The organism is Leisingera aquaemixtae, from assembly GCF_001458395.1.
Classification (GTDB): domain Bacteria; phylum Pseudomonadota; class Alphaproteobacteria; order Rhodobacterales; family Rhodobacteraceae; genus Leisingera; species Leisingera aquaemixtae.
On the sequence record NZ_CYSR01000040.1, the window covers coordinates 132,740 to 159,545 of the forward strand.

Consider the following 26,806-nt stretch of genomic DNA (forward strand, 5'->3'; position numbering starts at 1 on the left):
CGGTTGAAAGCGCAGGGCGGAATGCTCAGGTCATTCCGGCAACGTTCCTGTTGCTGGACACTTTGACCGGAGGGACATCCCCGTGAGCCAAGAACTGTTTTCCGCCACCACCGCTGGCGCAATCGCGTTGAGCAACCGCATTGTCATGGCGCCGCTGACCCGCAACCGGGCTGATGACGAAACCGGCGAGGTGCTGGACCGGCATGCGGAATATTATGCCCAGCGGGCGGGCGCCGGCCTGATCATCACCGAGGGCAGCCAGATCAGCCCCGAGGGCAAGGGGTATATCCAGACCCCCGGCATCCACACGGCGGCGCAGGCTGCGGCCTGGCGCAAGGTCACGGATGCTGTCCACGCCAAGGGCGGCAAGATCGTCATTCAGCTGTGGCATGTCGGGCGGATCACACATGACTCGCTGCTGCCCGAGGGCACTAAGGCTGTGTCCTCGACCGATGCCGCGGCAGAGGCGCAGACGTTCACCCATGAAGGGTTCGTGCCGACGGCCAAGCCGCAGGCGCTGAGCGCGGAAGGCATCCAGCGGGTGATTGGCGACTTTGTGCAGGCCGCAAAATACGCCAAAGACGCGGGGTTCGACGGAGTCGAGCTGCATGCGGCCAACGGCTATCTTCTGGAGCAGTTCCTGAAGGACGGGGTGAACACCCGCACCGATGCCTATGGCGGCTCCCCGGAAAACCGCGCCCGCATCGTTTTCGAGATTCTCGACGCGCTGCAGACGGTCTGGGAGGCCGGCCGCATCGGCCTGCGCCTGTCGCCGTTTGCCACCTTCAACGATGTGTCCGACAGCGATCCCGTGGGCCATTACACGCCGGTCATCCAGAAATTGAACAGCTATGGCCTGGCCTATTTGCACATGGTCGAAGGCGAGACCGGCGGCGCAAGGGACGGGGATTTTGACACCCTGCGGAAGATGTATACCGGCACCTATATGGCCAACAACGGCTATGACCGCGATACCGCGCTGGCGCGGACCGCCTCGGGCGAGGCTGACCTGGTGGCCTTCGGCCGCCCCTTCATCGCCAACCCGGATCTGGTGGACCGGCTGGCAGCAAACGCGCCGCTAAACGAAGGCGATCCGGACACTTTCTATGGCGGCGGAGATGAGGGGTACACCGACTACCCGGTGATGCAGCAGGCGGCTGAATAGCGCTGCTGCCCTGATCAGGCACCGGCGGCGGGGCAGCGAACGCCCGGCCGCCGGTGCCATTTCAGCGGGTTTCGGTGCGCCCGTTCACCTGTTGTGAAGACCCTGTCTGCTACCCTCGCGCAAAAGCGGGGAGGATGGCGATGACCTGGTTGCGCGCATTTGTTCTGGCGGTTCTGCTGGGCAGCTCTCCGGCGGCTGAGGCTCAGACTGAGGACGCCGCCCGCTCTCCCGGATCGCTGGCGGAGGCATCGGGTTTTTTCAAGGCGCCGCCGCTGGATGGCTGCACGCTCACGCTGGAGGAACTGGTCAAGGGCAAGTCCAGCGCCTTGCGCGGGCGCTGGATCATGAAAAAGGGACCGGGCGAAATGGGTCTGGTCTCGGCCGGGCGGGTCGAAATGCAGCCGATGCCGCAGCGCAGCGGTGAAATTCTGTCGCTGGATTTCAGGAACGGCCGGCTGGTGGCGGGATCGCCCGTGCTGGGGTTCATGCCGGTTGCGGTTGAGGACCGCGCGCCGCCGGCGCCGGGCAGCGGGCTGCGGGCCGAAAGCGCCGGCCGCGGCGACCTGCCGGACGATGCGGAGGTGTTTCTGGACGAGATCGCCCTGGGCCCCTTGCCCTGCGGACCGGATCAGCTGCTGCGGCTGAACATTCAGGCGCAGCAGGACACCGGAACGGGGCATGTTTTGCAGCAGACATACCGATTGTTCTTGATCGATCAGTCGCGAATGAGCGGCACCTACAGCGAGACCGGGGCACCAGGCCGCATAGAGCGCGGCCTGGTGACGCTGGAGCGGCGCTGAATGGCGGAATCCGCCATGCTGACTGGCCGGATCCGGCGCCTGCTCAGGCGCGTTAGCGCTTTGGTCACCCTCCGGTCATTTGCGCCTTGTGGTCCGGGCGCGCTGCGGGCAAGGTGGGGCCAACCAAGCGGCGGGCAGGTTGAAAATCATTAACCATCCCCCCAGATAAAGACATCCAATGAGGAGACGCGCCAAGTGCTGCCGGGACCGGGGCCGGGCCGTCTTGCCAAGCAAAGGACCGAGTATGCAAGAGCCACTCAATTCCTCCTATCCCGTGCTGCCGCTGCGCGATATCGTGGTGTTCCCCCACATGATCGTGCCGCTGTTCGTGGGCCGGGAAAAATCGGTGCGCGCCCTGGAAGAGGTGATGGCGGACGACAAGCAGATCCTGCTGTCGAGCCAGATCGACCCCTCCGAGGACGACCCGGAAACCGATAGCATTTACACCGTCGGCGTGCTGGCCAATGTGCTGCAGCTGCTGAAGCTGCCCGATGGCACCGTCAAGGTGCTGGTCGAGGGCCAGACCCGGGTCAAGATCACCGAATTCCTGGAAAACGACGACTACTTCGAGGCGAAGGCCGAGGAGCTGGCGGAAATGCCTGGCGACGTCACCACCACCGAGGCGCTGGTGCGCACCGTGGGCGACGAGTTCGAGCGCTATGCCAAGGTGCGCAAGAACATCCCCGAGGAAGCGCTGTCTGCCGTGGGCGAAACCGCCGAGCCGGCCAAGTTGGCCGATCTGGTGGCGGGCCACCTGGGCATTGACGTCGACCGCAAGCAGGAGCTTTTGGAAACCCTCTCCGTCAGCGAGCGGCTGGAGAAGGTCTATGGCCTGATGCAGGGCGAGCTGTCGGTTCTGCAGGTCGAAAAGAAGATCAAGACCCGCGTCAAATCCCAGATGGAGAAGACCCAGCGCGAGTACTATCTGAATGAGCAGATGAAGGCCATTCAGAAGGAGCTGGGCGACGGCGAGGAAGGCGCAGGCGAAATCGCCGAGCTGGAAGAGAAGATCGCCGCGACCAAACTGTCGAAAGAGGCGCGCGAAAAGGCCGATGCGGAGCTGAAGAAGCTCAAGAACATGTCGCCGATGTCGGCGGAAGCCACGGTGGTGCGCAACTACCTCGACTGGATGCTGTCGATCCCGTGGGGCACCAAGTCGCGCGTCAAGAAAGACCTGAACAAGGCGCAGGAGATCCTGGACGCGGATCACTACGGGCTGGAGAAGGTCAAGGAGCGGATCGTCGAATATCTGGCGGTGCAGCAGCGCTCGGCCAAGCTGAAGGGGCCGATCCTGTGCCTCGTCGGCCCGCCGGGCGTGGGTAAGACCAGCCTGGGTAAATCGGTTGCCAAAGCCACCGGGCGCGAGTTCATCCGCATCAGCCTGGGCGGCGTGCGCGACGAGTCCGAGATCCGCGGCCACCGCCGCACCTATATCGGTTCGATGCCCGGCAAGATCATCCAGGCGCTGAAGAAGGCAAAGACCACCAACCCGCTGATCCTGCTCGATGAAATCGATAAGATGGGCCAGGATTTCCGCGGCGACCCGGCCTCGGCGATGCTGGAGGTGCTGGATCCGGAACAGAACAACACTTTCATGGATCACTACCTGGAGGTTGAATACGACCTGTCGAACGTCATGTTCCTGACCACCTCGAACAGCTACAACATGCCTGGGCCGCTCCTGGACCGGATGGAGATCATTCCGCTGTCCGGCTACACCGAGGACGAAAAGCGCGAGATCGCCAAGCAGCACCTGATTTCCAAGCAGGTGAAGAACCACGGCCTGAAGGCCAAGGAGTTCGAGCTGACAGAGGACGCGGTGACCGCGATGATCCGCACCTACACCCGCGAGGCGGGGGTGCGGAACCTGGAGCGCGAGATCGCCAAGGTGGCGCGCAAGTCGCTGACCAAGATCGTCAAGAAAGAGGCGGAGACCGTCACTGTCACGCCGGACAACCTCGACGAGTTCCTGGGCGTGCCTAAGTACCGGTTCGGCCTGGCCGAGAAGGAAGACCAGGTCGGTGTGGTCACCGGTCTGGCCTATACCTCCGTCGGCGGCGAGCTGCTGTCGATCGAGGCGCTGCGGCTGCCGGGCAAGGGCCGGATGAAGACCACCGGCAAGCTGGGCGATGTGATGAAGGAATCGATCGAGGCGGCGTCGTCTTATGTGCGCTCGGTCTCGCCGAAACTGGGCATCAAGCCGACGAAGTTCGACCATTGGGACATCCACGTGCACGTGCCGGAAGGCGCGACGCCCAAGGACGGTCCCTCGGCGGGCCTCGCGATGGTGACCTCCATCGTGTCGGTGCTGACCCAGATCCCGGTCCGCAAGGACATTGCGATGACCGGCGAGGTGACCCTGCGCGGCAACGCGCTGGCCATCGGCGGGCTCAAGGAGAAGCTGCTGGCGGCGCTGCGCGGCGGCATCAAGACGGTGCTGATCCCGCAGGAAAACGAAAAGGACCTGCCGGAGATTCCGGACAATGTGAAGGAAGGTCTGGAGATCATCCCGGTGTCGCATGTCTCCGAAGTGCTGATGCACGCGCTGGTCTCGCAGCCTGAGCCCATCGAATGGGATGAAGCGGCTGAGGAGGCTGCCGCGGCCAAGGCGGCGCTGAAAGGCTCTGACGAGGGGGCGGGGGCAACCGCCCACTGATCCCGGCCTCAGCTTGCTGGAAAATAGAAAGGGCGGTCCCGCGGGGCCGCCCTTTTTCAGGTGTTCTCTTCCGTTCCGGCCCTTCTGAGCGGGGCTGTTATGTCACTGGCACACCGGGCGCGCGCTCAGGCAGTCCTCCCGCCCGTTGCCGGATGCGCGAGGGCGCATCCGCTCCCGTTGGGCGTGGCGCCGCACCCGGGGTGCGGCGCGCGGCCTGCCCGGAAGGGCCAGGCCGCCAGGCCCAAAGGCAGGATGGGGTCCGGCCGCAGGCCGGGGACCGTTCAGCCGCGGGAGTGCCCCGCGGCCGCGCCGGACTAAGGGATCAGGCGGCCTTGCTGGCCTTCTCCATCTTGGCCTGCACGGTGGCGATGGCCATTTCCGCCGGGCTGACGTCCGCCGCCTGGGCCTGGGTCAGGATCGCTGCCATGGTCTCATCCAGCGCCCGCAGCTTCTCGGCGACAAAGCCCTCGCGGTCCTTGATCTTCTGGATCTCGGTGGCGACGTTGATGATGCCGCCGCCGTTGGCCACGAAGTCGGGCGCATAGAGGATGCCGCGGGCATGCAGCGCCGCGCCGTCCTCTGCCGTGGCCAGCTGGTTGTTGGCGCCGCCTGCGACGATGTCTGCCTGCAGCTGGGGGATGGTCTGGGCGTTCAGGATGCCGCCTATGGCACAGGGGGCAAAGACGTCCGCCTCGGCGCCGTAGATCTCCGCCAGCGGCACTGCCTTGGCACCGAACTCTTCGATCGCCCGCTCCACACGGCTCTCGTCGATGTCGGTGACAACCAGTTTGGCGCCGGCCTCGTGCAGGAACTGGCAGAGGTACCAGCCGACGTGGCCCAGGCCCTGCACCGACACGGTGACGCCGGACAGGTCGCGGCTGCCGTGCTTGCGGGCGCGGGTGGTGCGGATGGCGTTGAAGATACCGCGTGCGGTGATCGGCGAGGGGTCGCCGCTGGCGAACTCGCCGTCCGCGAGGCCCGCCACAAAGCGGGTTTCCTCCGCCAGGACGGCCATATCCGCCGGGCTCATGCCCATGTCCTCGGCGGTGATGTAGCGGCCGTCCAGGCTCTCGATGGCGCGGGCAAAGGCGCGCAGCAGCTCAGGCGTCTTGTGCTTGGCGGGATCGCCGATGATCACAGCCTTGCCGCCGCCCAGCGTCAGCCCCGCGGCCGCGTTCTTGTAGGTCATGCCTTCGCTGAGGCGTTTGACGTCGGTCAGCGCTTCGTCTTCGCTGGCGTAGGGCCGCATGCGCAGGCCGCCGGCGGCCGGGCCCAGGCGGGTGGAATGCACGGCGATAAAGCCCAGGAGGCCAACGGACGGCTCCTCGACGCGGTAAATCTCTTCATGGCTGCTGGATGCGACGGCAGTCACTGTCATTTGGTTTGATCCTCCTAAACCTTCCCGGAATAATAGCGGGCCCGCAGCGCCGGTTTTCACCAAAAAGCGGTGCGGGAATCGGCTGTTTTGGTGGTAACCTCCAACAAGGGCGTCACGTTTAGGGAAAACCGCCATGGATTCGATTGACCGCAAGATTGTCGCCGCGCTTCAGCGCAACGGGCGGCTGAAGATTTCGGAACTGTCCGGCATGGTCGGGCTGTCGCCCACGCCCTGCGCCCGCCGGGTCGCCAGCCTGGAGGAGAGCGGCGTGATCTCCGGCTATTCCGCCCGCGTCGATCAGGCCAAGCTGGGGCTGCCTGTCACCATCTTTGTGGCTGTGGAACTGGACAGGCAATCCACCGAAGCGCTCAGCGCCTTTGAAAACGCGGTTCGCCGGTTCGATCAGGTGATGGAATGCTATTTGATGACCGGCACCCGGGATATCCTCTTGCGGGTGGTGGCCGAGGATCTGCCGGATTTCGACCGGTTCCTGGAAGACAAGCTGATGCGGGTGCCGGGTATCCGCAACACGCGCTCCAGCTTTACTCTGCGCACGATGATCCAGCGCGACGCGCTGCCCGCCTGCTGAGCAAGTCACGGCGCCGTCCGCGGGCGGCTGCAACCGCGCGTGAAGAAAATACGCGCGAGGGGCAAAAATCTTCTGCCGGCCCTCTTGCGGAGCCTGCATCCGGGCGTTAAAAGCCTGCCTCACGGGTGATTAGCTCAGTGGTAGAGCGCTTCGTTCACATCGAAGATGTCAGGAGTTCAAATCTCTTATCACCCACCATTTTTCCGGAAAGGCGCTCCCTGCGAAGGTTGAGCGCCTTTTTCCGTTTCCGGGGTTTCGCTGGCGGCGGCTTGCGGCTACCAATTTGCCCGAGAAACCGGGCAGGGGGCGCGTGATGCAATTTCCGAAAATCTGGCTGCTGCGGCATGGGCAGACCGAATGGAACGCCGAGCGGCGCATCCAGGGCCAGCTGGAATCGCCGCTTACGCCGCTGGGGGTTCAGCACGCCCGCCGGCAGGCTGCGCTGATGGCGCCGGTGATGGAACAGGCCCCGGCCTGTTATGCCTCGCCCCTGGGCCGGGCGCAGCAGACGGCGGATATTGCCCTGGGCGGCGCGCCATTTGTGACCGATCCCCGCCTGGCGGAAGCCTTTGCCGGAGATTTCCAGGGCATGACGCTGGCAGAGGTTGCAGCTCAGTACCCGCAAATCCACGGGGAGAACCCGTACAATCTGGACCTGTTCTGCGAAGCGCCCGGCGGCGAGGGGTATGACAGCTTCCATGGCCGCATCCTGGACTTCATGCAGTCGCTGACCGGCCCGTCGGTGGTGGTGGCGCATGGGCTGTTGGGGCAGGTGATGCGCGGTATCGTCTGCGGGCTGAGCCGGGACCGGATGGCGGCGCTGCCGAACGGGCAGGGCTGTGTCTATGTGCTGGAAAACGGGGCGGAGACGGTTCTGGAGTGACCGGGCCGGGCTGGTCGAAAAATCTGCTTTTTGCTCTTGAACTGCCGGGCGGCTTTGTCTAAATCCCCGCTCATCGGGTCGTTAGCTCAGTTGGTAGAGCGCTTCGTTTACACCGAAGATGTCGGGAGTTCGAGCCTCTCACGACCCACCATCCCCCCTTGCAGCACAAGATCGAAGTTCGCCCATGAGGCGGTGCTGATAAGGTGTTTTTCCTGCCGTTTCAGGGGGTTGTCTGGCGCAGGTCATTTTTTTTCCGGAAAGTTCGGAAAAAGGCAAAACACGGCTTGACGGCTTAGGGGGGTGGGAATATTACAGCCCAACATTCAGCAGCGATGCTGGATTTGCAGCGGGCGGTTGTAGCTCAGTTGGTTAGAGTACCGGCCTGTCACGCCGGGGGTCGCGGGTTCGAGCCCCGTCAACCGCGCCACTGCTGCACCCCATCCTGGGGTCAATCAGGATCCGCCCCGGAGGGGAACCGGACCGGAGACGGTCCGCCGCAAGGCGAAAATGCGGTTGTAGCTCAGTTGGTTAGAGTACCGGCCTGTCACGCCGGGGGTCGCGGGTTCGAGCCCCGTCAACCGCGCCACTGCTGCACCCCATCCTGGGGTCAATCAGGATCCGCCCCGGAGGGGAACCGGACCGGAGACGGTCCGCCGCAAGGCGAAAATGCGGTTGTAGCTCAGTTGGTTAGAGTACCGGCCTGTCACGCCGGGGGTCGCGGGTTCGAGCCCCGTCAACCGCGCCACTTTCCCCTTTTCTAATGATGCCTCTACCAGGCAATGCTGGACGTCATTCGTGCATCCTGCCCCCTGTTTCCGGGGTGTCCTGGCTGAATGTGTTGAGCCACTTCCCGCCTTCTTTCTCCCAGAGTGACGATATCAGCATTACCTTCCATTCCGCAGAGCCTGATGACCGGTAGGACGCGCGGTAGGAGAGCAGTGCAGCAGCATTGCCGATGCAGCGCAGGCGGGCGCTGCTCAGCCTGTATTCGGCCACCACTGGCCCGTCCTTGAGCTGCTCGCAGTGATCGGCTTTGCCTGCAAAGCCGCTGGGGTAGACGCCCAGAAAGCTGTCAGCGAGGACTTGCGCGTCTAAATGCCGGTCGCCGAGAACCATGGCCTCCCAAACGCTGGTCTCCAGGGTGAGGATTTCGTTCAGTTGCGGGCCGTCAGTCGGAATCATTTGTGTCATGACGCCAGCCTGACCGCGGGAGGCAGGTCAGGCAAGCGGCCGGTTTGCAGCAGCGGCCTTCAGAGCGCAGGCGGCACCGGTTCCGCGCTAGTGTCGTGGCGCCAGCCGGTCAGCTCGGCGTTCACCCACTTCTTGATGTGGTCCAGATCGGGTTTGGGATTGGCCTCCAGGTAGCGCAGCAGGACGCGGGTGCCGTGCTGATAGCCGGCGCGGTAGCTTTCCTCCGGGTCGGTCTGGTTGCCCTCGAATCCGGAAGGCCGTTTGAACCTGCTTTGAACCATCTGCTGTCTCCGTCTGTAAGGTCTTGCGTGCTACCGGGCAGGCTAGGCCAAGAGCGATAAGCAAGTCTTAATCCGCGTGCGTAAAACGAACGCAAATTGCGGCGGAGAGGTGCCGCGCTGCGGGGCGGTTACAGGGGCGGCAGAGGGCTGAGGAACTCCAGCAGTGCGGCGGCGGTTTCGCGGGCGCTGCTGTCGATGAAGAAATGCCCGCCGGGGATGCCTCGCGCGGTCATGTCCTGCAGGTGCGGCGCCCAGGTTGCGGCGACGTCATAGGCCCTGGCCATGGCGCCGTCTGCCCCGTAAAGCACCAGCGCCGGGCAGTGCACCTTGCGGCCCAGGTCGCGGGCATCGTGGTGGAAATCGACGTCGATGGCGGCGCGGTAATCGTTGCACATGGCGTGGACGCAGGCCGGATCCGCCCAGGCGCGGCGGTAGGCCGCCAGCGCCGGCGCCGGGAAATCAGACAGGGAGGCGCCGCCCCAGCCCAGCAGGCAGCTTTCGAAATAGGCCTGCGGATCGGCGCCGATCATCCGCTCCGGCAGCGGCGCGGGCTGGGCCAGGAAAAACCAGTGGTAATAGGCGCGGGCCACCTTCTGCGTCAGCTGGTCCAGCAGCAGGTGGGTCGGGATAATGTCCATCACCGTGAGGCTGGCCACCGCCTCTGGCGCGTCGAGCGCCAGCCGGTGCGCAGTGCGCCCGCCGCGGTCGTGGCCCGCCAGGTGAAAGCGGGGGAAGCCCAGGGAGCGCATCAGCGCCAGCTGGTCGGCGGCCATGTTGCGGAAGCTCATGGCCTCCACACCTTCGGGTTTGGAGCTGACGCCGTAGCCGCGCAGATCCGCCGTCACCACGGTGAAGCGGCGGGCGAGGGCGGGGGCGGCCTCCTCCCACATTTCCTTGGTCTGCGGGAAGCCGTGCAGCAAAAGCAGCGGCGGGCCGTCGCCGCGCAGAGTATAGGCGATCTGCTGGCCGTTCACCTGCAAGGTGCCGGATTGAGGCGATGCTGGCATGGTCTTCTCCCTTCGCGGCGGCGGGTTTCCGGGATTGGACCCTGCCGGCGGCTCAGGATCAAGCCTGCCGCTGCGTTTTGGCACCGGGGAGGGGGCTCCCGCGCCTTGGCGCCGCATCAAAGATGCAGCCCCACAAGCCTTGGGCCCGGCGCCGTGCTGGCGCACGGCGCGCGCCGCGCCAGCGGCGCCATGCCCAACGGGAAGAGGGCCTTGCCAGAGGCCCGATGACGGGCGGGAGCGTTCGCTTGCGCGGCTTCAGCCCGGGAACTGCGGCACGGGCGGAGCGCGGAGAAGCGTCCGCCCGCGGTTCATCACTTCGCGGTCAGGGCGTCCAGGACACGGGCCCAGGAGCGGATGCCCTTGTGGAAGCTTTTCAGGTCGTATTTCTCGTTCGGGGAATGGATGGCGTCGTCATCATTGGCAAAGCCGATCAGCATCGCGTCCATGTCGAGGATCGACTTGAAGTAGCCGGCGATCGGGATCGAGCCGCCCATGCCGCAGAACACCGCCTCGCGCTGCCACTCGTCCGACAGCGCGCCGCGGGCGGCTTCGAATTCGGGCCGGGAGATGTTCATCACCGAGGCGGGCGAGCCTTCCAGGTCGTTGTCCCAGCGCACCGCGGCATCCACCGGCAGGCGGTCCTCGACGTGTTTGCGGATCTTGCTGCGCAGCGCGTCCGGATCCATGTCGCCGACCAGGCGGCAGGTGATTTTGCAGTGCGCTTCCGACGGAATCACGGTCTTTGAGCCGGCGCCGTTGTAGCCGCCCCAGAGGCCGTTCACCTCCAGCGTCGGGCGGGCCCATTGCTGTTCCAGGGTGGAATAGGCGGTTTCGCCGTGCGGGCGGGTGTAGCCGACGGAATTCAGGTACTCGGCCTCGTCAAAGCCGCAGGTCTGCCACTGGCGCAGCTGGTCTTCCGGCACCTCATGCACGCCTTCATAGAAGCCTTCCACCGCGACGCGCCCGGTGTCGTTGTCATAGAAGGAGGCAACCACTTCGGACAGCACCCGCAGCGGGTTCAGGCCGGGACCGCCGTAATGGCCGGAGTGCAGGTCGATGCGCGGGCCAATAATGGTGAATTCATCCTTCAGCATGCCGCGCAGCTGCGAGGAGATCGACGGCACTCCGCGCGACACCATCGACGTGTCGCAGATCAGCGCGATGTCGGCTTTAAGCTCCTCGGCGTTGGCCTCCATGAAGGGGATCAGCGAGGGGGAGCCGCTCTCCTCTTCGCCTTCGAAGAAAAAGGTGATGCGGCAGGGCAGGGAGCCGTTCACGTCCTTCCAGGCGCGGCAGGCCTCGACAAAGGTCATCAGCTGGCCCTTGTCGTCCGACGCGCCGCGGCCGCGGATCACGGTGCCGTTCGGAGTGTCCTCCAGCTGCGGCTCAAACGGCGGTGTCTTCCACAGGTCCAGCGGGTCGACCGGCTGCACATCGTAATGGCCGTAAAACAGCACATGCGGGACATCGGTATTCTCCTCGCCCACGTGGCCCACCACCATCGGATGGCCCGGGGTTGCGCGTTTCTCCGCCTTGATCCCGATGGATTTCAAATCCTCAACCAGCCAGCCGGCGGCCTGGTCGCACTCTGCCTTATAGGCCGGATTGGTGGAAATCGACTGGATGCGCAACAGCTCCATCAGCCGCCCGGTGGCGGCGTCCAGCTCTGCGTCGATCCGGTCCAGAACGTCATTCAGTGCCATCTCATGCTCTCCTGTTTGCCGGGGGAAGGCCCGGAATTTGGACCAATTTGCCGCGGACCCTAGCAGTGCCCTCGGCAAGGGGCCAGAGGGGGCAGCGCAGGATTTCTGCTGTCTCGTCCGGGCTGCCGCTGCTGGAATGCGCACGGAACACGACGTAAACGGACGCAGGTTGGCCGCAGCTGTCCTTGCCCGTCCTTTGATTAAGTTCTATTTGACCTGCATCAATGTTGCGCACCCTTGCCTGCGGGTATGCAGTTGATCGAAGGGGAGGCCTGCGGTAACCATTCCTGAACGTGAATGTGGTTTAATTGCCGGACGGCCAAGCCCTTTACACAGCCCGCGTGCTTCGAAGGAGCACAATTAGCTATGGAGATGCCGGTGGACTATACCGCGAAACTGGATGCTGCAATTGGCAGCCTGCACCAAGAGGGACGCTACCGGACCTTCATCGACATCGAGCGCAAGAAGGGCCATTTCCCGCATGCGGTGTGGAACCGGCCTGATGGCAGCAAGCAGGACATCACTGTCTGGTGCGGTAACGACTACCTCGGCATGGGCCAGAATCCGGTGGTGCTGGACGCGATGCATGACGCCATCAACGCAACCGGCGCAGGCTCCGGCGGCACCCGCAACATTTCCGGCACCACGGTCTATCACAAGCAGCTGGAGGCCGAACTGGCCGATCTGCACGGCAAGGAAGCGGCGCTGCTGTTCACCTCTGCCTATATCGCCAACGACGCGACGCTGAGCACGCTGCCCAAGCTGTTTCCGGGGCTGATCATCTATTCCGACGCGCTGAACCATGCCTCGATGATCGAAGGCGTGCGCCGCAATGGCGGTGCCAAGCGCATCTTCCGCCACAATGACGTGGCGCATCTGCGTGAGCTGCTGGAGGCCGATGACCCCAGCGCGCCCAAGCTGATTGCCTTTGAATCGGTTTATTCGATGGACGGCGACTTTGGCCCGATTGCGGAAATCTGCGACCTGGCCGAGGAATTCGGCGCGCTCACCTATATCGACGAGGTGCATGCGGTCGGCATGTACGGCCCTCGCGGCGGCGGCGTGACCGAGCGTGACCAGCTGGCGCACCGGATCGACATCATCAACGGCACCCTCGCCAAGGCATACGGCGTGATGGGCGGCTATATCGCGGCTTCGGCCAAGATGTGCGACGCCATCCGCTCCTATGCGCCGGGCTTCATCTTCACCACTTCGCTGGCGCCTGCGGTGGCGGCAGGGGCGGCGGCCTCGGTTGCCTACCTGAAGGGGGCGCAGGACCTGCGCGACAAGCATCAGGACCAGGCCAAGGTGCTGAAACTGCGGCTTAAGGGGCTGGGTCTGCCGATCATCGACCATGGCAGCCACATCGTGCCGGTGATTGTCGGCAACCCGGTCCATACCAAGGTACTCTCCGACCACTTGCTGGAAGACTACGGCATCTACGTGCAGCCGATCAATTTCCCCACCGTGCCGCGCGGCACCGAGCGCCTGCGCTTTACGCCGTCGCCCGTGCACGGCCCCAAGGAGATTGACGCGCTGGTCAAGGCGATGGACTCATTATGGTCGCATTGTGCGCTGAATCGTGCCGAACTTGCCGGGTAACATACTGATCAGTGTAAATTAACGCTGAGTGTGTTACGCTGCTGTCAACCAATGAGTGGATCTGAGTCGCGACTGTGATTCCTTCACCACTCTGAAACGAGGCGGCAGGCATTTATGGGACGGCAGGCATGATCGGGCGCTTCACCCAGCGCAAGCAGGAAGAGCATGGCGAAACAGCAGAGCCCAAGGGTTTTGATGATTTCGAACTGAAGCTTGGCGACGTGATGCGCGGCGAGCGGGCGACAATGGGAAAATCCCTGCTCGACGTCCAGCGCGAATTGCGGATCAAGGCCTCCTACATCGCCGCCATCGAAAACTCCGACCCTTCCGCGTTTGACACGCCCGGCTTCATCGCAGGCTACGTGCGCTCCTACGCGCGTTACCTCAATATGGATGCCGAGCAGGCGTTCCAGGATTTCTGCCAGGAAAGCGGGTTTTCCGTCGCCCACGGCATGTCTGCCGAGGCGTCCAGCCGCAGCAAGACCGGCGCGGCGCCGGCCGCCAAGTCCACCGGGCTGGGCGGCGATGCGTTTGCCTCGCCCAATACACCGTTCATTCCCGCGCCCAGCAGTTTCCTCAGCCAGATCGAACCGCGCGCGGTCGGGTCGCTGATGGTACTGACGGCGCTGATCGGCGGCATCACCTATGGCGGCTGGGCCGTCCTGAAGGAGGTGCAGCAGGTGCAATTTGCGCCGGTGGATCAGACCCCGGCGGTGCTGGCGGATCTCGACCCGCTCAGCAGCGCGGTGCTGGAAACCGCCGAAGGCAGCCAGGACCCGGCGGCCGAGGCGCTTGACCGGCTTTACCGCCCGCAGGCGCTGGATGTGCCGGTGCTGATCGCCCGCGATGCGCCGATTTCGACCCTGGACCCCTCCACCATCGGCAACTTCGCCGCGCCGGAGCTGCCCAGCGTCGCCCTGGCCGACGCCAGCATGAGCTACGGGGAAGACGCGCTGTCACAGCCGGTGCCGCAGGTGGTGGCCGAGGTTGAACCGGGCGTGGAAATGGTGGCGGTGCGACCGTCCTGGGTGCAGGTCACCGCAGCCGACGGCAGCGTGATTCTGGAAACCATCATGGATGCGGGCCAGCGGTTCGAAGTGCCGATGACCGAGGATGCACCGCGTCTGCGCACCGGGGAAAGCAGCGCCATCTATTTTGCGGTGAACGGCGAGCATTTCGGCCCGGTTGGAAAGCGCGGCCAGGTGTCCAAGAACATCGATCTGTCGATGGAGGCGATCACCGGCCGGTTCGAGCTGGCCGACCTGCAGGATGGCCGCAACGAGGCGCTGGCCACCCTGGTGGCACAGCTGCAGCCTGCGCCGCCCGCCGAATAATCCCCCTCCGTTTCCTCTTTGAACCGGGCGCCAGCCATTGCAGGGCGGCGCTGCTGCGCGTATCTAGGCGCTAACAGGATCCAGCCGGGACACGAACCTCATGTCGATGAACCACATCCGCCCCTGGCGCCATATCGAGCGCCGCAAAAGCCGCCAGATCCATGTCGGCAACGTGCCCGTCGGCGGCGATGCCCCGATTGCGGTACAGACGATGACCAACACGCTGACCACCGATGTGGCGGCGACCGTGGCGCAGGTGCAGGCCGCGGCAGAGGCGGGCGCCGGTCTGGTGCGGGTCTCGGTGCCGGATGAGGCGTCCTCCAGGGCGCTGAAGGAGATCGTGCGCGAAAGCCCGGTGCCGATCGTCGCCGACATCCACTTCCACTACAAGCGCGGCATCGAGGCCGCCGAGGCCGGCGCCGCCTGCCTGCGCATCAACCCGGGCAACATCGGCGACGAGAAACGCGTGGCCGAGGTGATCAAGGCCGCCCGCGACCACAATTGCGCGATCCGGATCGGGGTGAATGCGGGCAGCCTGGAAAAGCACCTTCTGGAAAAATACGGCGAACCCTGCCCGGAGGCGATGGTGGAGTCAGGCCTTGACCACATCCGGATCCTGCAGGACCACGACTTCCACAACTTCAAGATCTCGGTGAAGGCTTCCGACGTGTTCATGTCCGCCGCCGCCTATCAGCAGCTGGCGGACGCCACCGACGCGCCGATCCACCTCGGCATTACCGAGGCGGGCGGCTTTGTCTCCGGCACCATCAAATCGGCAATCGGCCTGGGCCAGCTGTTGTGGATGGGCATCGGCGACACCCTGCGCGTCAGCCTCTCGGCCGATCCGGTGGAGGAGGTGAAGGTGGGCTTTGAGATCCTCAAGTCCCTTGGCCTGCGCCACCGCGGCGTCAACATCATCTCCTGCCCCAGCTGTGCGCGGCAGGGGTTCGACGTGATCAAGACGGTGGAAGCGCTGGAAGAACGGCTGGCGCATATCCACACCCCGATGAGCCTCAGCATCATCGGCTGCGTGGTAAACGGCCCGGGCGAGGCGCTGATGACGGATGTCGGCTTCACCGGCGGCGGCGCGGGTTCCGGCATGGTCTATCTGGCGGGCAAGGCCAGCCACAAGATGTCCAACGCGCAGATGGTCGACCACATCGTCGAAGAGGTCGAGAAAAAAGCCGCCCAGATCGAGGCGGCCCAGGAGGCGGCGGAGTAAAGCTCCAGCTGCTTCATCTTTCCAAAAGCACTCCGGGGTCCGGGGCAGAGCCCCGGTTCCGCCGGTCCGGCAGGAACCTCAGCTCTGCTTCTCGCGGATCTCCGCCACCATGATCTCCATCTGGTCAGCAGGCAGGTAGCCGCGCAGCAGTTCGGTGCCCAGCACGAATGTCGGGGTGCCTGAGATCGCCATCTTCTGCGCCAGCTCGCGGGTTTGGCGCAGTTCGGCGGTCACTTCCTCGCTGTCCATTCTGGCAAAGATCGGGTCTGCATCCAGCGACAGCCCTTCGGCCAGGCGGCGCAGGGCCACTTCATTCGGCTCGCCGCCAAACGCGATCAGCGCGTCATGCACCTGCTTGTAGGCGTCGTCCCCGGCCACCTGCTTGGTTGCGACCGCAAAGCGCGAGGACAGCACCGAGGCTTCGCCGAGGATCGGGAATTCCTTGATCACCAGGCGGATATTGCCGTCGCTTTCCAAAAGCTTCTCCACTTCCGGCGCGGCGCGGCGGCAGTAGCCGCAGCGGTAGTCCATGAACTCGACCAGGGTGATATCGCCATCTGGGTTGCCGCCCACCCAGGAATAGCCGTCGTTCTGCAGCTCTTCCAGGTTATCGGCAACCAGGACGTCATCGCGGGCGGCCTCCGCCTGCTGCTGGCGCTCCTCCAGGAGGTCGACCGCCTCCAGGATCAGCTCGGGGTTCGCCAGGATGTATTCGCGCACTTGCTCGCCAAAGGCCTCGCGCTCGGCATCCGACATGGCGTTGATGTCAAAGGCCTGCGCCGGGGCGCCCAGCAGGGCAAGGGCAGCGGCTGCCGCGGTGGCGGTGCGGGTGAAAGGGGTCATTTTCTTCTCTTTCTCTTCTGAGCTTGTTCATAGGCCGACAGCACATCCTGCGCCCGCCGGGCGGCGGGGGATCCTGCTGGCAGCTGGGCCACGGCCCGTTTGGCGTGAATGCCGGCGTCATCCAGACGCCCTTGCAAGGCATAGCGTTCGGCGGTGACCAGGGCGGCCATCCCGGTCTGTCCGGTCTGGGCATAGGCCAGCGACATGTCGCGCAGCAGCACCGGGTTGCGGAAGTCGATGGCGCGGGCGCGCTCCATGGATTTGAGCGCGGCCTTGGGCTGGCCCGCGGCCAGCTGCGCGCGCCCGTATCCGGTCAGGATCAGCGCGTCGCTGGGGGCCAGGCTGACGGCCTTGCCATAGGCGGCGAGCGCAGCGTTCCACTGGCGGTTTTCGATCAGGATCTGGCCCTTCAGCTCATGGTAGAAGGGATCGGAGGGGCGCACGGCCAGGGCGCTGTTCACCGCTGACAGCGCTTTCTTCAGGCTGTTCTGCCGGTGATAGGCCGCGGCCTCGCGCATCAGGCGGACATCCTTGTACTGCTCCTCGCGCACCCGGCGCAGGGTCCATTTCGGAGCCCGGGTGAAGGCCGACAGCTTGCCGCGGACGCGGGCAAACCAGTATCGCGCCTCCGGACTGGCCTGGCCGCTGTCGCCATGCGCTGCCAGATACGCCTGGGCAGCGCGGATGCGGTCGCGGCTGAGCGGGTGGGAGCGGGTATAAGGGTCCTGGCTGCCGGCGCTCAGCACCTCTTGGCCGGCAAAGGTGCGGTGCAGGTCGACCAGGCCCTGCGGGCTGATGCCTGCGCGGTTGAGGTAATCGGCGGCGGAGCGGTCGGCAGAGCTTTCTTCGGCCCGCGTATGAGCCAGAAAACTGCGCAGCGCGGAATTCTGGCTGCCGATGGCGATGCCGGCGGCGGCTTCCCCGCTGCCGGCCGCGGCGGCCAGCACCGACAGCGCCAGGCCCAGCCCCGCAGCGCTGTTGGCAGAGCGCAGGTTCTGCATCCGCCGCGCCAGGTGGCCATTGGTGATATGGGCGGCCTCATGGGCGATCACCGCCTGCAGCATTTCCGGGCTGGTGACCTTCAGGATCAGCCCGTAATGCACGAAAATCGTTCGTGAATCCAAAACGAACGCGTTGAAGGAGGAATCGTTGACCAGCAGGATCCGCATCCGCGCGGCGTTCAGCCCGGCAGCGCGCAGAACAGGGGCGGCCAGCCGGTTCAGACCGTGTTCGATATCCGGGTCCCGCAGCAGCGAAATCGACGCCGCCTGCGCGGCCGCTGCAAATTGCAGCAGCGCGCAAACCACAAGAGCCGGGATTGACGCCAGCCGGAAGAAACGGTCAAAACTCATGCGCGCACCATGGGAGATCAGAATGCGAAACTCAAGCCGCTCCAGTGTTGATCCGTTTATTGTGATGGATGTGATGGAGGCCGCCCGCAAGGCTGAGGAGGCCGGCCGCCACATCATCCATATGGAGGTCGGGCAGCCCTCGACCGGGGCGCCCGCCGGGGCGCTCAGGGCGTTGGGGAACGCGCTGGAAAACAACGCGTTGGGGTACACCGTTGCGCTTGGCCTGCCGGAGCTGCGCAAGCGAATCGCGCGGCTCTACGGTGACTGGTACAACGTCGATCTGAACCCGGAGCGGGTGATTGTGACGCCGGGCTCCTCGGGCGCCTTTCTGCTCAGCTTCACGGCGCTGTTCGACAGCGGCGACCGGGTGGGCATCGGCGCGCCGGGCTATCCGTCTTACCGGCAGATCCTGAAGGCGCTGGGGCTGACCCCGGTGGACATCCAGACTGCCCCTGAAAACCGGTTGCAGCCGGTGACAGCAGACCTCAAGGGGCAGAAGCTGGCCGGGCTGATGGTGGCCTCGCCCGCCAACCCGACCGGCACCATGCTGGACCACGCGGCGATGGGGGCGCTGATCGATGCCGCTCAGGCGGAAGGCGCCAGCTTCATCTCCGACGAGATCTATCACGGGCTGGAGTATGAGGCGAAGGCGGTGACCGCGCTGGAGCTGACGGATGAATGCTACGTGATCAACTCCTTCTCCAAGTTCTTCTCGATGACCGGCTGGCGGGTGGGCTGGATGGTGGTGCCGGAGGACCATGTGCGGGTGGTGGAGCGGATTGCCCAGAACATGTTCATCTGCGCGCCACACGCCAGCCAGGTGGCGGCGCTGGCCGCACTCGATTGCGAAGACGAGCTGCGGGAGAACCTAGCTGTCTACGCAAGGAACCGCCAGCTGATGCTGGAGGGGCTGCCCAAGGCCGGTTTCACCAAAATCGCGCCGCCAGACGGGGCGTTCTATGTCTATGCGGATGTGTCGGACCTGACCAGTGACAGCCGCAGCTTTGCCGCGGAAATCCTTGAAAAGGCTGGCGTTGCAGTGACGCCGGGTCTGGATTTCGACCCCGTCCGCGGTGCCACCACGCTGCGGTTCTCCTATGCGCGCTCCACCGCGGATATCGAGGAGGGGCTGGCGCGTCTGGCGCTTTACATGGCGTCCAGGGACTGAGCCGGGGATAACTGCAGAAGGCGGATTTCCTAATCCGCCGGAATTGCCTAGTCTGCCCGGCAAAAGGCCAGAAAGGCCGGGCAAGAGGCGCGCATGGGCAGACTGTTTTCATTTTCCGCACTGATTTGGCTGCTGGCCGCAGCCGCTTGGGCGCAAGGCTTCAGCGGCCTGGCCCGCATCGACGCAGAGGCCAGCCGGGTGCGCGATGCCGGGCAGGGGGCGGAGATGACGCTGGGCCTCAGCCAGGGGGTGCCGTACCGGCTGTTTACCCTGGACGGCCCGCCGCGGCTGGTGCTGGATTTCCAGGAGGTCGACTGGACCGGGCTGACGGCGGACAAGCTGGTGCAGGGCGGTCAGATTACCGCTGCGCAGTTCGGCACTTACGTGCCGGGCTGGTCGCGTCTGGTGCTGCAGCTGGCGCAGCCGATGAAGGTCTCATCGGCGGCGATGCGCATTGATCAGGTGACCGCCGCTGCGCGTCTGGCGGTGTCGCTGGAGCCCGCCACGGCAGAGGAGTTCGCCGCCAGCGCCGGCGCCCCGCAGGATCCGCGCTGGGATTTGCCCGCGCCGCAGGAGATGCAGGGCAGGGCCGCGCGGGATGAAAACGCGCCGCTTCTGGTGATGCTGGATCCGGGCCATGGCGGCATTGATCCGGGGGCAGAGACAGAGGTTGTCATCGAGAAGCACCTGATGCTGCAATTCGCCCGCGAGCTGGGCGAGGCGCTGCTGCGCTCCGGCCAGTTCACCGTGATGATGACCCGCGACGATGACTATTTCGTCTCGCTGGAGCGCCGCATCGCAATGGCGCATCAGGCCGGCGCCGATGTGTTCATATCGCTGCATGCGGATACGATCTCGGAGGGGCGCGCGCATGGCTCCACCGTCTACACGCTGTCCCGGGAGGCTTCCGATGCGGCCTCGGCCAAACTGGCGGAGCGGCATTTGCGCGGGGACCTGCTGTCTGGCACTGACCTCAGCCAGGCGGACGACCGGGTGACCGGCGTGATGCTGGACCTGGCCCGGCAGGAGACCCAGCCGCGCAGCGACGCGCTGGCGGCGGCGCTGATTGACGGGCTTCGCGCGCAAGGCAAGCCGATCAACAACCGGCCGCTGCGCTCTGCCGGGTTTTCGGTGCTGAAGTCAGCCGATATTCCCTCGGTGCTGGTGGAGATCGGTTTTCTGTCCAGCAAGCGCGACCTGAAAAACCTGGTGGATGCGGACTGGCGCGCCAAGGCGGCCCGCGGCATCCTGAACGGGCTGATCACCTGGCGTGCCCAGGATGACGCCCGCCGCGCGCTGGTGCGGAAGTAGCACGCAGACGCAGTCGGACCGCTGCACCCGGGGCCGGGCTGATGGGGTCTCTTCGTTAGCCAGCCTTGGCTTCGGCCTTGGCCAGCGCCTTTTCGATCTCGCGCTCCAGCGCCTGCTTGTGCGGCGCCAGGAGGTCACCGGCGGCCTTGGCCATCAGCCCCTGCTTTTCCAGGCCGGCGGCGATGCAGTCCATCAGCTGCCCCTCGGCCTTGCTTTTCTCCATGCAGGAGCTGACGATTTTCTCCAATTCAGCCATGTAGTTGGTCAACGCCTTGGCGATGGCCCGCCCGGTGAAGAATTTATGCGCCATCCGCAGGACGGTCTGCAGGGCGATCTCGGCCCCGATCTTGCGTGGAATAGCGGTGAAGCGGCCCAGGATGATCTCGATTTCCTTGCCGCCCCAGCGCGCCGCCGTGCTCCACAGGTATTTGCTGAGCCAGCTGGAATTGACCATGCGGCTGGCCAGCCGCTCGCCGACGCCTTTCATGATCATCTGCCCGGCCTTGGCGCCCAGCCAGCCTGAAAAGCCGCCCGCTACAGCCGCAAAGGTGATGCGCTTGAAGGACCCGGCCACGCCGCCGGCCTTGACCCATTGACCCTTGAGGATGACGCCGTTGGCGATCTCCTGAACCGTGTTCTTGCTCGCCGCGACAACGGCGCCGGCGGTGGCGGGGTTCACCCCGTTGGTAACCAGGATCAGCTGCACGATGTCGGCGGCGCCATCGCGCAGGTCGACAGAGATTTCCTCGCAGATCTTGGCGCTTTGGCCCAGTTCCTTGGACAGCATGTTCAGATCAAGCGCCACCGCGTCGAGCAGGATCTTGGTCTGCTTCATCTGCTTGAACGACGCCAGCAGGCTTTTCTTGTTCTTGCCATAGGTCATGTCGACCAGCTTGCCGATCGCGGCGTCGGCCTTCTTCAGCGATTTCGCCGGGCGGTCGATGTCGGCATTCGGGGTCACCATCTTCACGAAGAAGGTCCAGAACCCCTTTTGCATCTCGCGGTACTGGTCCTGGTAATTCCGCAGCGTGCTCATGAACGCCAGGGTCTCGGTGTGCAGGCGGCTCTGGATGGCGTCCACGGCATCGCCCATGTCGTCCTCGGTGAACCAGTGGGTCTTGCCCCGCCATTTCACCTCATAGACCTTGCCCTTGGCCGGCAGCGGCCTGCCGCCCTGTGCCTTGGCAAACTGTTCGGCGACCTTGACCGGGGAACTGTCCAGCATCTTGAACGTCTTCGAGCCGGGTTCGACCAGGCTGGTCACCTTGGTCTTCACCACCTGCTGCTGGAACTGGCCGATGGCGAGGATCGTCGGCTGCCCCACCTTGCCGTTGGTCGGCACCCGCTTGTAGCCGACGGTCGCCGCGTGTTCGTTGAGCATCTTCTGGACCAGCACAACGTCCTTGGGGTCGTTCACCGCGGTCTTGCCGCCGCCGACCGGAGCACTGAGTTTGGCCATAGCTGTCTCCTCCACCTTTCGGGCTGCCGGGTAAAACCTGATAAGGCACGCGCCGCGGCTGGCGGGCAGGGGTGGGGAGGCAGGCCAAAACGGCGGTCGGGTGCGCGTGCGTTCAGCCTGCCCGCCGCTTGCGCCGAACCGCGGCAAGCATTGGGAAAAGGGGCAGCCGCTGTTAGTATTGCCGGGTCAGGATACATCACGGACGGCGCAAAACCAATTCTTGGGACGGCAGATTTCAAGACAGCACACTTTCGCCGCCGCATGCTTTGACCCCGGACACCGCCGCGCATATATAGGCGGCACCTCGCGAGAAAGGCCAAACCCCGTGCTCAGGTTCATACTCTCCTTCTTCGGCTCCATTTTCAGCACCATCACCCTTGGCGTGGCGATGGTGGCGCTGACCATCGGGGCGGTGTTCTGGATCTACGGGCGCGACCTGCCGAGCCATGAGTCGCTGGCCCAGTACCAGCCGCCGACCATCAGCCGGATTTATTCGGGCGAAGGCTATCTGATTGACGAGTTCGCCAAGGAACGCCGCCTGTTCACGCCGTCGCATGAGATCCCGGACCTGGTGAAACAGGCCTTTATCTCGGCCGAGGACAAGAACTTCTACAGCCATTCCGGCTATGATGCCCGCGGTATCGCCGCTGCCGCGATCGAGGCAGTGCAGTCGCGCGGGGAGAACGTGCGCGGCGCCTCGACCATCACTCAGCAGGTGATGAAGAACTTCCTGCTGTCCGGCGACCGCCGGGCTGAGCGCAAGATCAAGGAGATCATCCTCGCCACCCGGTTGGAGGAGACGCTCGACAAGGAACGGATCCTGGAGCTGTACCTGAACGAAATCTTCCTGGGCCAGAACTCCTATGGCGTGACCGCCGCCGCGCAGACCTATTTCAACAAAACGCTGAGCGACCTGGCCCCGCACGAGGCCGCCACCCTTGCCGCGATGCCCAAGGCGCCGTCGGATTACCATCCGGTGCGCCAGAAGGACCGGCTGCTGGCGCGGCGCGATTACGTGCTGCGGGAAATGCGCGAGAACGGATATATCTCCGCCGATGTCTATGAGGTGGAGGTCGCGCAGCCGCTGCGCTCGGTGCAGAACGGCGATTTTGAGGCGTTCCGCACCGCGCTGCCGCCGCGGGATTATTTCACCGACGAAATCCGCCGCCAGCTGACGCAGAATTTCGGTGAGGGCGAATTCTTCACCGGCGGTTTCACCGTGCGCGCAACTCTCGACCACGAGATGCAGGCCGAAGCGGCGCTGGCGCTGCGCGGCGGGCTGGAGAAGTACGACCGCTCCCGCGGGAAATGGCGCGGCACCGGCGTGCAGTTGGAGGAAGCCCAACTGGCGGATGAGACCACCTGGCGCGCTGCGCTGGCAGATGCCGATGTCCCGCGCGATATCGTGCTGGGCGGCAGATGGTATCCGGCGGTGGTGCTGGAGGTTGGCAGCGAGTCGCTGACCGTGGGGGTTGAGCACAGCAAGGGCACCGGGTCGGTGCCGCGCGCCGACATCAAGTGGATGAAGGGCAGCTTTGCCGAAAACTTCACCCGCGGCGACGTGGTGCTGGTGCGGGCCGAGAAGAAGGACGGCGAATTCAGCCACTGGTCGCTGCGGCAGGTGCCGGAAGTGCAGGGCGGCTTTGTCGCGATGGATGTGAACTCCGGCCGGGTTCTGGCGATGCAGGGCGGTTTCTCCTATCAGCATTCGGTGTTCAACCGCGCCACCCAGGCGCTGCGCCAGCCGGGTTCCAGCTTTAAGCCGTTTGTCTATGCGGCGGCGCTGGACAGCGGTTACAGCCCGGCGACCATCGTGGTGGACGCCCCGATCGAGATCGACACACCGCAGGGCCTGTGGCGGCCCAAGAACTCCTCGAACAAGTTCTACGGGCCCACGCCGCTGCGGACCGGCATTGAGATGAGCCGGAACCTGATGACCATCCGCCTGGCGCAAGAGGTGGGGATGCCGGTGGTTGCGGGCTATGCCGAACGCTTTGGCGTCTACGACAACATGGGCGCCTTCCTGGCCAACTCGCTGGGGGCGGAGGAGACCACGCTCTACAAGATGGTTGCGGCCTATGCGATGTTTGCCAATGGCGGCGAGCGGGTGCAGCCGACGCTGGTGGATCGCGTGCAGGACCGTTTCGGGCGCACCATCTACCGCCATGATGACCGTGATTGCGTGGATTGTTCCGACCCGTCACTGGCTGCGGGGCAGGCGCCGCGCATCGTCACCGACCGCGAGCGGGTGATGGACCCTGTCACCGCCTACCAGCTCACCTCGATGATGAAGGGCGTGGTCGACCGCGGCACCGCCTCCAGCGTGATCAACCTGCCGGTGCCCACCGCGGGCAAGACCGGCACCACCAACGATTCGCGCGATGTCTGGTTCGTCGGCTTCACGTCGAACATTGTGGCGGGCTGCTACATGGGCTTTGACCAGCCCCGCCCGATGGGCCGCGGCGCCTATGGCGGCACCATGTGCGGCCCGGTGTTCCAGCAGTTCATGACCAAGGCGGTGGAGAAATTCGGGGGCGGCCCGTTTGAGGTGCCGGAAGGCGGCCATTTCATCAAGATCGACCGCTACACCGGCGCGCGGCTGCCGGACGATGCTTCCGGCCCCTATGTGGTGGCGGAGTATTTCCGCGACGGCGCCGAGCCGATCTTCGGCCTGACCTATGACGGCGGCTTTGCGATGGGGTCGAACCTGCCGCTGGTCGAGGAGGTGCAGCAGTCCGGCCGCAAGGTCACGACGTCCAGCGGCGGTACTGCGGTGCTGGGGCCCAAGGCCACTTTCGGCACCGTCAGCTCAGGCGGGCTGTACTAGGCCCCCAGCAGCACAGCCTCATGGCGCGTCAGGCACTGGCGCGCCGTGGCGCCATAGGTGCCGGGGCACCAGCGCAAATCCGGCATGATCCGGAAAAGCTCCTCCCGCACCGGCGCGTTGAGCGCCGACACCGCCTGACTGCCGGGGTGGAAGCTTTCGGACGGCGCGCCTTCGGCATAGATGATTTCGTGCCGGTCAAACAGCAGATGCACATAGGTCACCCTGCCGCCGGGCTGCTGGCGGATGCTGCTGCCGTTGACCAGATGCAGGGCGGACACCAGCACCTCTTGCGCGCCGCACAGCAGGGCGGCGGCCGGCCCGGTGTACAGCATCCGGTGCTGCGGCGAGACCAGCAGGTCGCGTTCCGCCCCGAACAGGCCCGCGGGAATGCGCACCGGTGCCAGATTTCCCGTGGCGGGCACTGCCGACTGGCTGATCCAGCGCACCGGCTGCAGCCCGTTGTCCCGTGTGATCACCTGATCGCCCGGCCGCAGGGTTTCGATGGCGCGCAGGCCCGCCGCGGTGGCAATTCTGGTGCCGGCCGCGAAGCATATGATCTGCTCGATGCCCGAGAAGCTGACCACGCTGCCATCCAGCAGCACCGCGGTGCCGGTCAGGCTGCCGCCGGTGTTGTCGGTGATGGTCAGCGTGCCCTTGTCGAGCTGGCCGTTGAAATCCAGCGTGTCGCCGGTTGTCTGCCCGCCGTCGCCGCCCGAGATGGTGATGTTGTTGCTGCCGCTGTCGCCGGTGTCGACGATGGTGAAGGTGTCGTCGCCGTCGCCGCCGGCGGCGGAGTCGCCTTCGCCAACGATGAGACTGTCATTCCCGGCACCGCCCTCCAGCGTGTCGGCGCCGCTGCCGCCCTGCAGGGTGTCGTTGCCGCCCTGGCCGTAAATCACATCGTCGCCATCCCCGCCGGAGAGGCTGTCATCGCCGTCCGCGGGCGTTTCCGGCGGCACCGTGAAGGTGATGTTCGAAACCGTGTAATCGGAACCGTCGGTGCCGTCGGTCTGCAGGTTGGCAGAGAGCACCAGCTGGTCGAACTCCCCATAGCCGCTGATGCTGACCGTGCCGGCGCCGGTGCCCGCAGTAGTCTCGGTAAAGTCGCCCTCGGCAATCAGAACCCCGTCCTTGTAGATCGCCCAATGGCCTTCTTCGCCGAACCCGTCGGTATACAGATGCTTGTAGGAGAAGCTGGCCTCGGTGGTGTTCTGGCCGAAATCTACGATCAGTTCCTCGGAAATGCCTGAAGCCTTGTCATAGCCGATCTGGGCGTCGACGCCGCTGTCTGAATCCGAAATCGCCCCGGCCACACCAAAAGCGCCGTCGTAATAGTCAATGTTGGCAGCACTTGCGTTCCCGGCCAGATCCCGGGCGGTGACGGTGAAGCCGCTGCTGGTATCGGTGACGTTTGAATCGTCGATGTGCTGCTGCGAGTTGCCCAGCCCCGCTTCGGTGCTGCTGTCGCCATAGATCGTGTCGTCGCCGCTGCCGCCCTCAATGCTGTCGCCGCCAGCGCCGCCCAGCACCAGGTCGTTGTCCGCGCCGGCATCCACGGTGTCGTCGCCTGCGCCGGCCTCCACCGTGTCCTGGTTGCCCGACACGCCGCCGCCGCTGCCGTTGTCGATCTGGTCGCCATCGCTGTCGGTGTAGCTGCTGCCGATCGTGTCGGCGCCGCTGGTGCCCTCGACCGGGCCATCCATGTCGGTGTAGGCGGGAGGGGTGTCTGCGCTGGCCGAACTGAAGCTGTCGGGCGGGCCGTAGTCCGGCACAAAATAGACGTTTCCGTCTGTGGCCAGGTAATATACGCCCGGTTCAATCTCATCGGTGTAGGGCGTGCCGCCATGCGAGCCGGTCCAGCTCCAGTTGCCGGCGCCCAGGTTCTGATCCGTCGTGAAGGCGGCGTAGGTGGCGGTAATCGTGTCGCCGTGGTCGAGCGATCCGTCTCCAAGCTGGACAAGATATCCGCTAGGCATGATCCAGGTCCCCAGGTACAGTGGCGGCCGCCCGCCGGCAAACAATACGGGAACAAGAC

20 protein-coding genes and 5 tRNA genes are annotated in these 26,806 nt (G+C 65.0%); 16 read left to right on the plus strand and 9 right to left on the minus strand.

What is annotated here, in order from left to right; genetic code table 11:
• Positions 1-82 precede the first annotated feature (82 nt).
• The 3 genes from PHA8399_RS20765 to lon all read left to right on the plus strand — a co-directional run bounded on the left by PHA8399_RS20765 (position 83) and on the right by lon (position 4,621).
• On the plus strand, positions 83-1,165 hold the full coding sequence (locus PHA8399_RS20765) for an alkene reductase (RefSeq protein WP_058287993.1): 1,083 nt from the start codon (positions 83-85) through the stop codon (positions 1,163-1,165).
• Positions 1,166-1,305: 140 nt separating this feature from the next.
• Complete coding sequence (locus PHA8399_RS20770) at positions 1,306-1,965, plus strand: hypothetical protein (protein WP_244270274.1); 660 nt, start codon at positions 1,306-1,308, stop codon at positions 1,963-1,965.
• A 244-nt stretch (positions 1,966-2,209) separates the two neighbouring features.
• The gene (gene lon, locus PHA8399_RS20775) at positions 2,210-4,621 is read left to right on the plus strand and encodes an endopeptidase La (RefSeq protein ID WP_058287995.1); all 2,412 of its coding nucleotides are present in this window, start codon (positions 2,210-2,212) and stop codon (positions 4,619-4,621) included.
• Between the two features lie 322 nt (positions 4,622-4,943).
• Here lon and PHA8399_RS20780 read toward each other — a convergent pair whose 3' ends face one another.
• Positions 4,944-5,999, minus strand: coding sequence for a Glu/Leu/Phe/Val family dehydrogenase (locus tag PHA8399_RS20780; RefSeq protein WP_058287996.1), 1,056 nt, complete (start codon positions 5,997-5,999; stop codon positions 4,944-4,946).
• 133 nt (positions 6,000-6,132) lie between these two features.
• On the opposite strand from PHA8399_RS20780, the gene PHA8399_RS20785 reads away from it, so the two are divergent.
• From PHA8399_RS20785 to PHA8399_RS20815, 7 genes are all read left to right on the plus strand, one after another.
• Entirely contained in the window at positions 6,133-6,588 is a 456-nt protein-coding gene (locus tag PHA8399_RS20785; RefSeq protein WP_058287997.1) for an Lrp/AsnC family transcriptional regulator, read from the plus strand.
• A gap of 123 nt (positions 6,589-6,711) precedes the next feature.
• Positions 6,712-6,786: transfer RNA gene (locus PHA8399_RS20790), tRNA-Val, on the plus strand.
• Positions 6,787-6,901: 115 nt separating this feature from the next.
• A complete protein-coding gene (locus tag PHA8399_RS20795; RefSeq protein WP_058287998.1) occupies positions 6,902-7,471 on the plus strand; it encodes a histidine phosphatase family protein in 570 nt (189 codons plus the stop codon).
• A 75-nt stretch (positions 7,472-7,546) separates the two neighbouring features.
• Positions 7,547-7,622: transfer RNA gene (locus PHA8399_RS20800), tRNA-Val, on the plus strand.
• 199 nt (positions 7,623-7,821) lie between these two features.
• A tRNA-Asp gene (locus PHA8399_RS20805) sits at positions 7,822-7,898 on the plus strand.
• 82 nt (positions 7,899-7,980) lie between these two features.
• Positions 7,981-8,057: transfer RNA gene (locus PHA8399_RS20810), tRNA-Asp, on the plus strand.
• 82 nt (positions 8,058-8,139) lie between these two features.
• Positions 8,140-8,216, plus strand: a tRNA-Asp gene (locus PHA8399_RS20815).
• A gap of 44 nt (positions 8,217-8,260) precedes the next feature.
• Here PHA8399_RS20815 and PHA8399_RS20820 read toward each other — a convergent pair.
• The 4 genes from PHA8399_RS20820 to PHA8399_RS20835 all read right to left on the minus strand — a co-directional run bounded on the left by PHA8399_RS20820 (position 8,261) and on the right by PHA8399_RS20835 (position 11,653).
• On the minus strand, positions 8,261-8,662 hold the full coding sequence (locus PHA8399_RS20820) for a nuclear transport factor 2 family protein (RefSeq protein WP_244270275.1): 402 nt from the start codon (positions 8,660-8,662) through the stop codon (positions 8,261-8,263).
• A 59-nt stretch (positions 8,663-8,721) separates the two neighbouring features.
• Complete coding sequence (locus tag PHA8399_RS20825) at positions 8,722-8,943, minus strand: hypothetical protein (RefSeq protein ID WP_058287999.1); 222 nt, start codon at positions 8,941-8,943, stop codon at positions 8,722-8,724.
• Between the two features lie 128 nt (positions 8,944-9,071).
• The gene (locus tag PHA8399_RS20830; protein ID WP_058288000.1) at positions 9,072-9,950 is read right to left on the minus strand and encodes an alpha/beta fold hydrolase; all 879 of its coding nucleotides are present in this window, start codon (positions 9,948-9,950) and stop codon (positions 9,072-9,074) included.
• A gap of 311 nt (positions 9,951-10,261) precedes the next feature.
• Positions 10,262-11,653, minus strand: a complete 1,392-nt coding sequence (locus PHA8399_RS20835) for a M20/M25/M40 family metallo-hydrolase (RefSeq protein ID WP_058288001.1) — start codon at positions 11,651-11,653, stop codon at positions 10,262-10,264.
• A 366-nt stretch (positions 11,654-12,019) separates the two neighbouring features.
• Here PHA8399_RS20835 and hemA point away from each other — a divergent pair, with 366 nt between their 5' ends.
• The 3 genes from hemA (at position 12,020) to ispG (ending at position 15,811) form a co-directional block, all read left to right on the plus strand.
• Entirely contained in the window at positions 12,020-13,255 is a 1,236-nt protein-coding gene (gene hemA, locus PHA8399_RS20840) for a 5-aminolevulinate synthase (protein ID WP_058288002.1), read from the plus strand.
• Positions 13,256-13,383: 128 nt separating this feature from the next.
• Entirely contained in the window at positions 13,384-14,589 is a 1,206-nt protein-coding gene (locus PHA8399_RS20845) for a helix-turn-helix domain-containing protein (RefSeq protein WP_058288003.1), read from the plus strand.
• A 100-nt stretch (positions 14,590-14,689) separates the two neighbouring features.
• Positions 14,690-15,811 carry a flavodoxin-dependent (E)-4-hydroxy-3-methylbut-2-enyl-diphosphate synthase gene (gene ispG, locus PHA8399_RS20850; RefSeq protein WP_058288004.1) on the plus strand — a complete coding sequence of 374 codons (1,122 nt, stop codon included), beginning with the start codon at positions 14,690-14,692 and terminating at the stop codon, positions 15,809-15,811.
• Positions 15,812-15,889: 78 nt separating this feature from the next.
• Here the strand turns inward: ispG and PHA8399_RS20855 are convergent, their stop codons facing one another.
• Both PHA8399_RS20855 and PHA8399_RS20860 read right to left on the minus strand, forming a co-directional pair.
• Positions 15,890-16,654: a DsbA family protein gene (locus PHA8399_RS20855; protein WP_058288005.1), complete on the minus strand. Its 765-nt coding sequence runs from the start codon at positions 16,652-16,654 to the stop codon at positions 15,890-15,892.
• On the minus strand, positions 16,651-18,006 hold the full coding sequence (locus PHA8399_RS20860) for a M48 family metalloprotease (RefSeq protein ID WP_208856356.1): 1,356 nt from the start codon (positions 18,004-18,006) through the stop codon (positions 16,651-16,653). The genes PHA8399_RS20855 and PHA8399_RS20860 overlap by 4 nt, the downstream gene beginning before the upstream one ends.
• Before the next feature lie 22 nt (positions 18,007-18,028).
• Here PHA8399_RS20860 and PHA8399_RS20865 point away from each other — a divergent pair, with 22 nt between their 5' ends.
• Positions 18,029-19,174, plus strand: a complete 1,146-nt coding sequence (locus tag PHA8399_RS20865) for a pyridoxal phosphate-dependent aminotransferase (RefSeq protein ID WP_058288166.1) — start codon at positions 18,029-18,031, stop codon at positions 19,172-19,174.
• 93 nt (positions 19,175-19,267) lie between these two features.
• The gene (locus tag PHA8399_RS20870; RefSeq protein ID WP_058288006.1) at positions 19,268-20,485 is read left to right on the plus strand and encodes an N-acetylmuramoyl-L-alanine amidase; all 1,218 of its coding nucleotides are present in this window, start codon (positions 19,268-19,270) and stop codon (positions 20,483-20,485) included.
• Between the two features lie 55 nt (positions 20,486-20,540).
• Here the strand turns inward: PHA8399_RS20870 and PHA8399_RS20875 are convergent, their stop codons facing one another.
• Positions 20,541-21,944, minus strand: a complete 1,404-nt coding sequence (locus tag PHA8399_RS20875) for a nucleotidyl cyclase domain-containing protein (RefSeq protein ID WP_058288007.1) — start codon at positions 21,942-21,944, stop codon at positions 20,541-20,543.
• Positions 21,945-22,269: 325 nt separating this feature from the next.
• On the opposite strand from PHA8399_RS20875, the gene PHA8399_RS20880 reads away from it, so the two are divergent.
• Complete coding sequence (locus tag PHA8399_RS20880) at positions 22,270-24,771, plus strand: penicillin-binding protein 1A (RefSeq protein WP_058288008.1); 2,502 nt, start codon at positions 22,270-22,272, stop codon at positions 24,769-24,771.
• Here PHA8399_RS20880 and PHA8399_RS20885 read toward each other — a convergent pair.
• Positions 24,768-26,747, minus strand: a complete 1,980-nt coding sequence (locus PHA8399_RS20885) for a Hint domain-containing protein (protein ID WP_058288167.1) — start codon at positions 26,745-26,747, stop codon at positions 24,768-24,770. The genes PHA8399_RS20880 and PHA8399_RS20885 overlap by 4 nt on opposite strands.
• Positions 26,748-26,806: the final 59 nt, after the last annotated feature.

Coding starts and splice junctions, on each gene's coding strand:
- PHA8399_RS20770 (WP_244270274.1), top strand. CDS start 1,306: ATGACCTGGTTGCGCGCATTTGTTCTGGCGGTTCTGCTGGGCAGCTCT.
- lon (WP_058287995.1), top strand. CDS start 2,210: ATGCAAGAGCCACTCAATTCCTCCTATCCCGTGCTGCCGCTGCGCGAT.
- PHA8399_RS20780 (WP_058287996.1), bottom strand. CDS start 5,999: ATGACAGTGACTGCCGTCGCATCCAGCAGCCATGAAGAGATTTACCGC.
- PHA8399_RS20785 (WP_058287997.1), top strand. CDS start 6,133: ATGGATTCGATTGACCGCAAGATTGTCGCCGCGCTTCAGCGCAACGGG.
- PHA8399_RS20795 (WP_058287998.1), top strand. CDS start 6,902: ATGCAATTTCCGAAAATCTGGCTGCTGCGGCATGGGCAGACCGAATGG.
- PHA8399_RS20820 (WP_244270275.1), bottom strand. CDS start 8,662: ATGACACAAATGATTCCGACTGACGGCCCGCAACTGAACGAAATCCTC.
- PHA8399_RS20825 (WP_058287999.1), bottom strand. CDS start 8,943: ATGGTTCAAAGCAGGTTCAAACGGCCTTCCGGATTCGAGGGCAACCAG.
- PHA8399_RS20830 (WP_058288000.1), bottom strand. CDS start 9,950: ATGCCAGCATCGCCTCAATCCGGCACCTTGCAGGTGAACGGCCAGCAG.
- PHA8399_RS20835 (WP_058288001.1), bottom strand. CDS start 11,653: ATGGCACTGAATGACGTTCTGGACCGGATCGACGCAGAGCTGGACGCC.
- hemA (WP_058288002.1), top strand. CDS start 12,020: ATGGAGATGCCGGTGGACTATACCGCGAAACTGGATGCTGCAATTGGC.
- PHA8399_RS20845 (WP_058288003.1), top strand. CDS start 13,384: ATGATCGGGCGCTTCACCCAGCGCAAGCAGGAAGAGCATGGCGAAACA.
- ispG (WP_058288004.1), top strand. CDS start 14,690: ATGTCGATGAACCACATCCGCCCCTGGCGCCATATCGAGCGCCGCAAA.
- PHA8399_RS20855 (WP_058288005.1), bottom strand. CDS start 16,654: ATGACCCCTTTCACCCGCACCGCCACCGCGGCAGCCGCTGCCCTTGCC.
- PHA8399_RS20860 (WP_208856356.1), bottom strand. CDS start 18,006: ATGAGTTTTGACCGTTTCTTCCGGCTGGCGTCAATCCCGGCTCTTGTG.
- PHA8399_RS20865 (WP_058288166.1), top strand. CDS start 18,029: ATGCGAAACTCAAGCCGCTCCAGTGTTGATCCGTTTATTGTGATGGAT.
- PHA8399_RS20870 (WP_058288006.1), top strand. CDS start 19,268: ATGGGCAGACTGTTTTCATTTTCCGCACTGATTTGGCTGCTGGCCGCA.
- PHA8399_RS20875 (WP_058288007.1), bottom strand. CDS start 21,944: ATGGCCAAACTCAGTGCTCCGGTCGGCGGCGGCAAGACCGCGGTGAAC.
- PHA8399_RS20885 (WP_058288167.1), bottom strand. CDS start 26,747: ATGCCTAGCGGATATCTTGTCCAGCTTGGAGACGGATCGCTCGACCAC.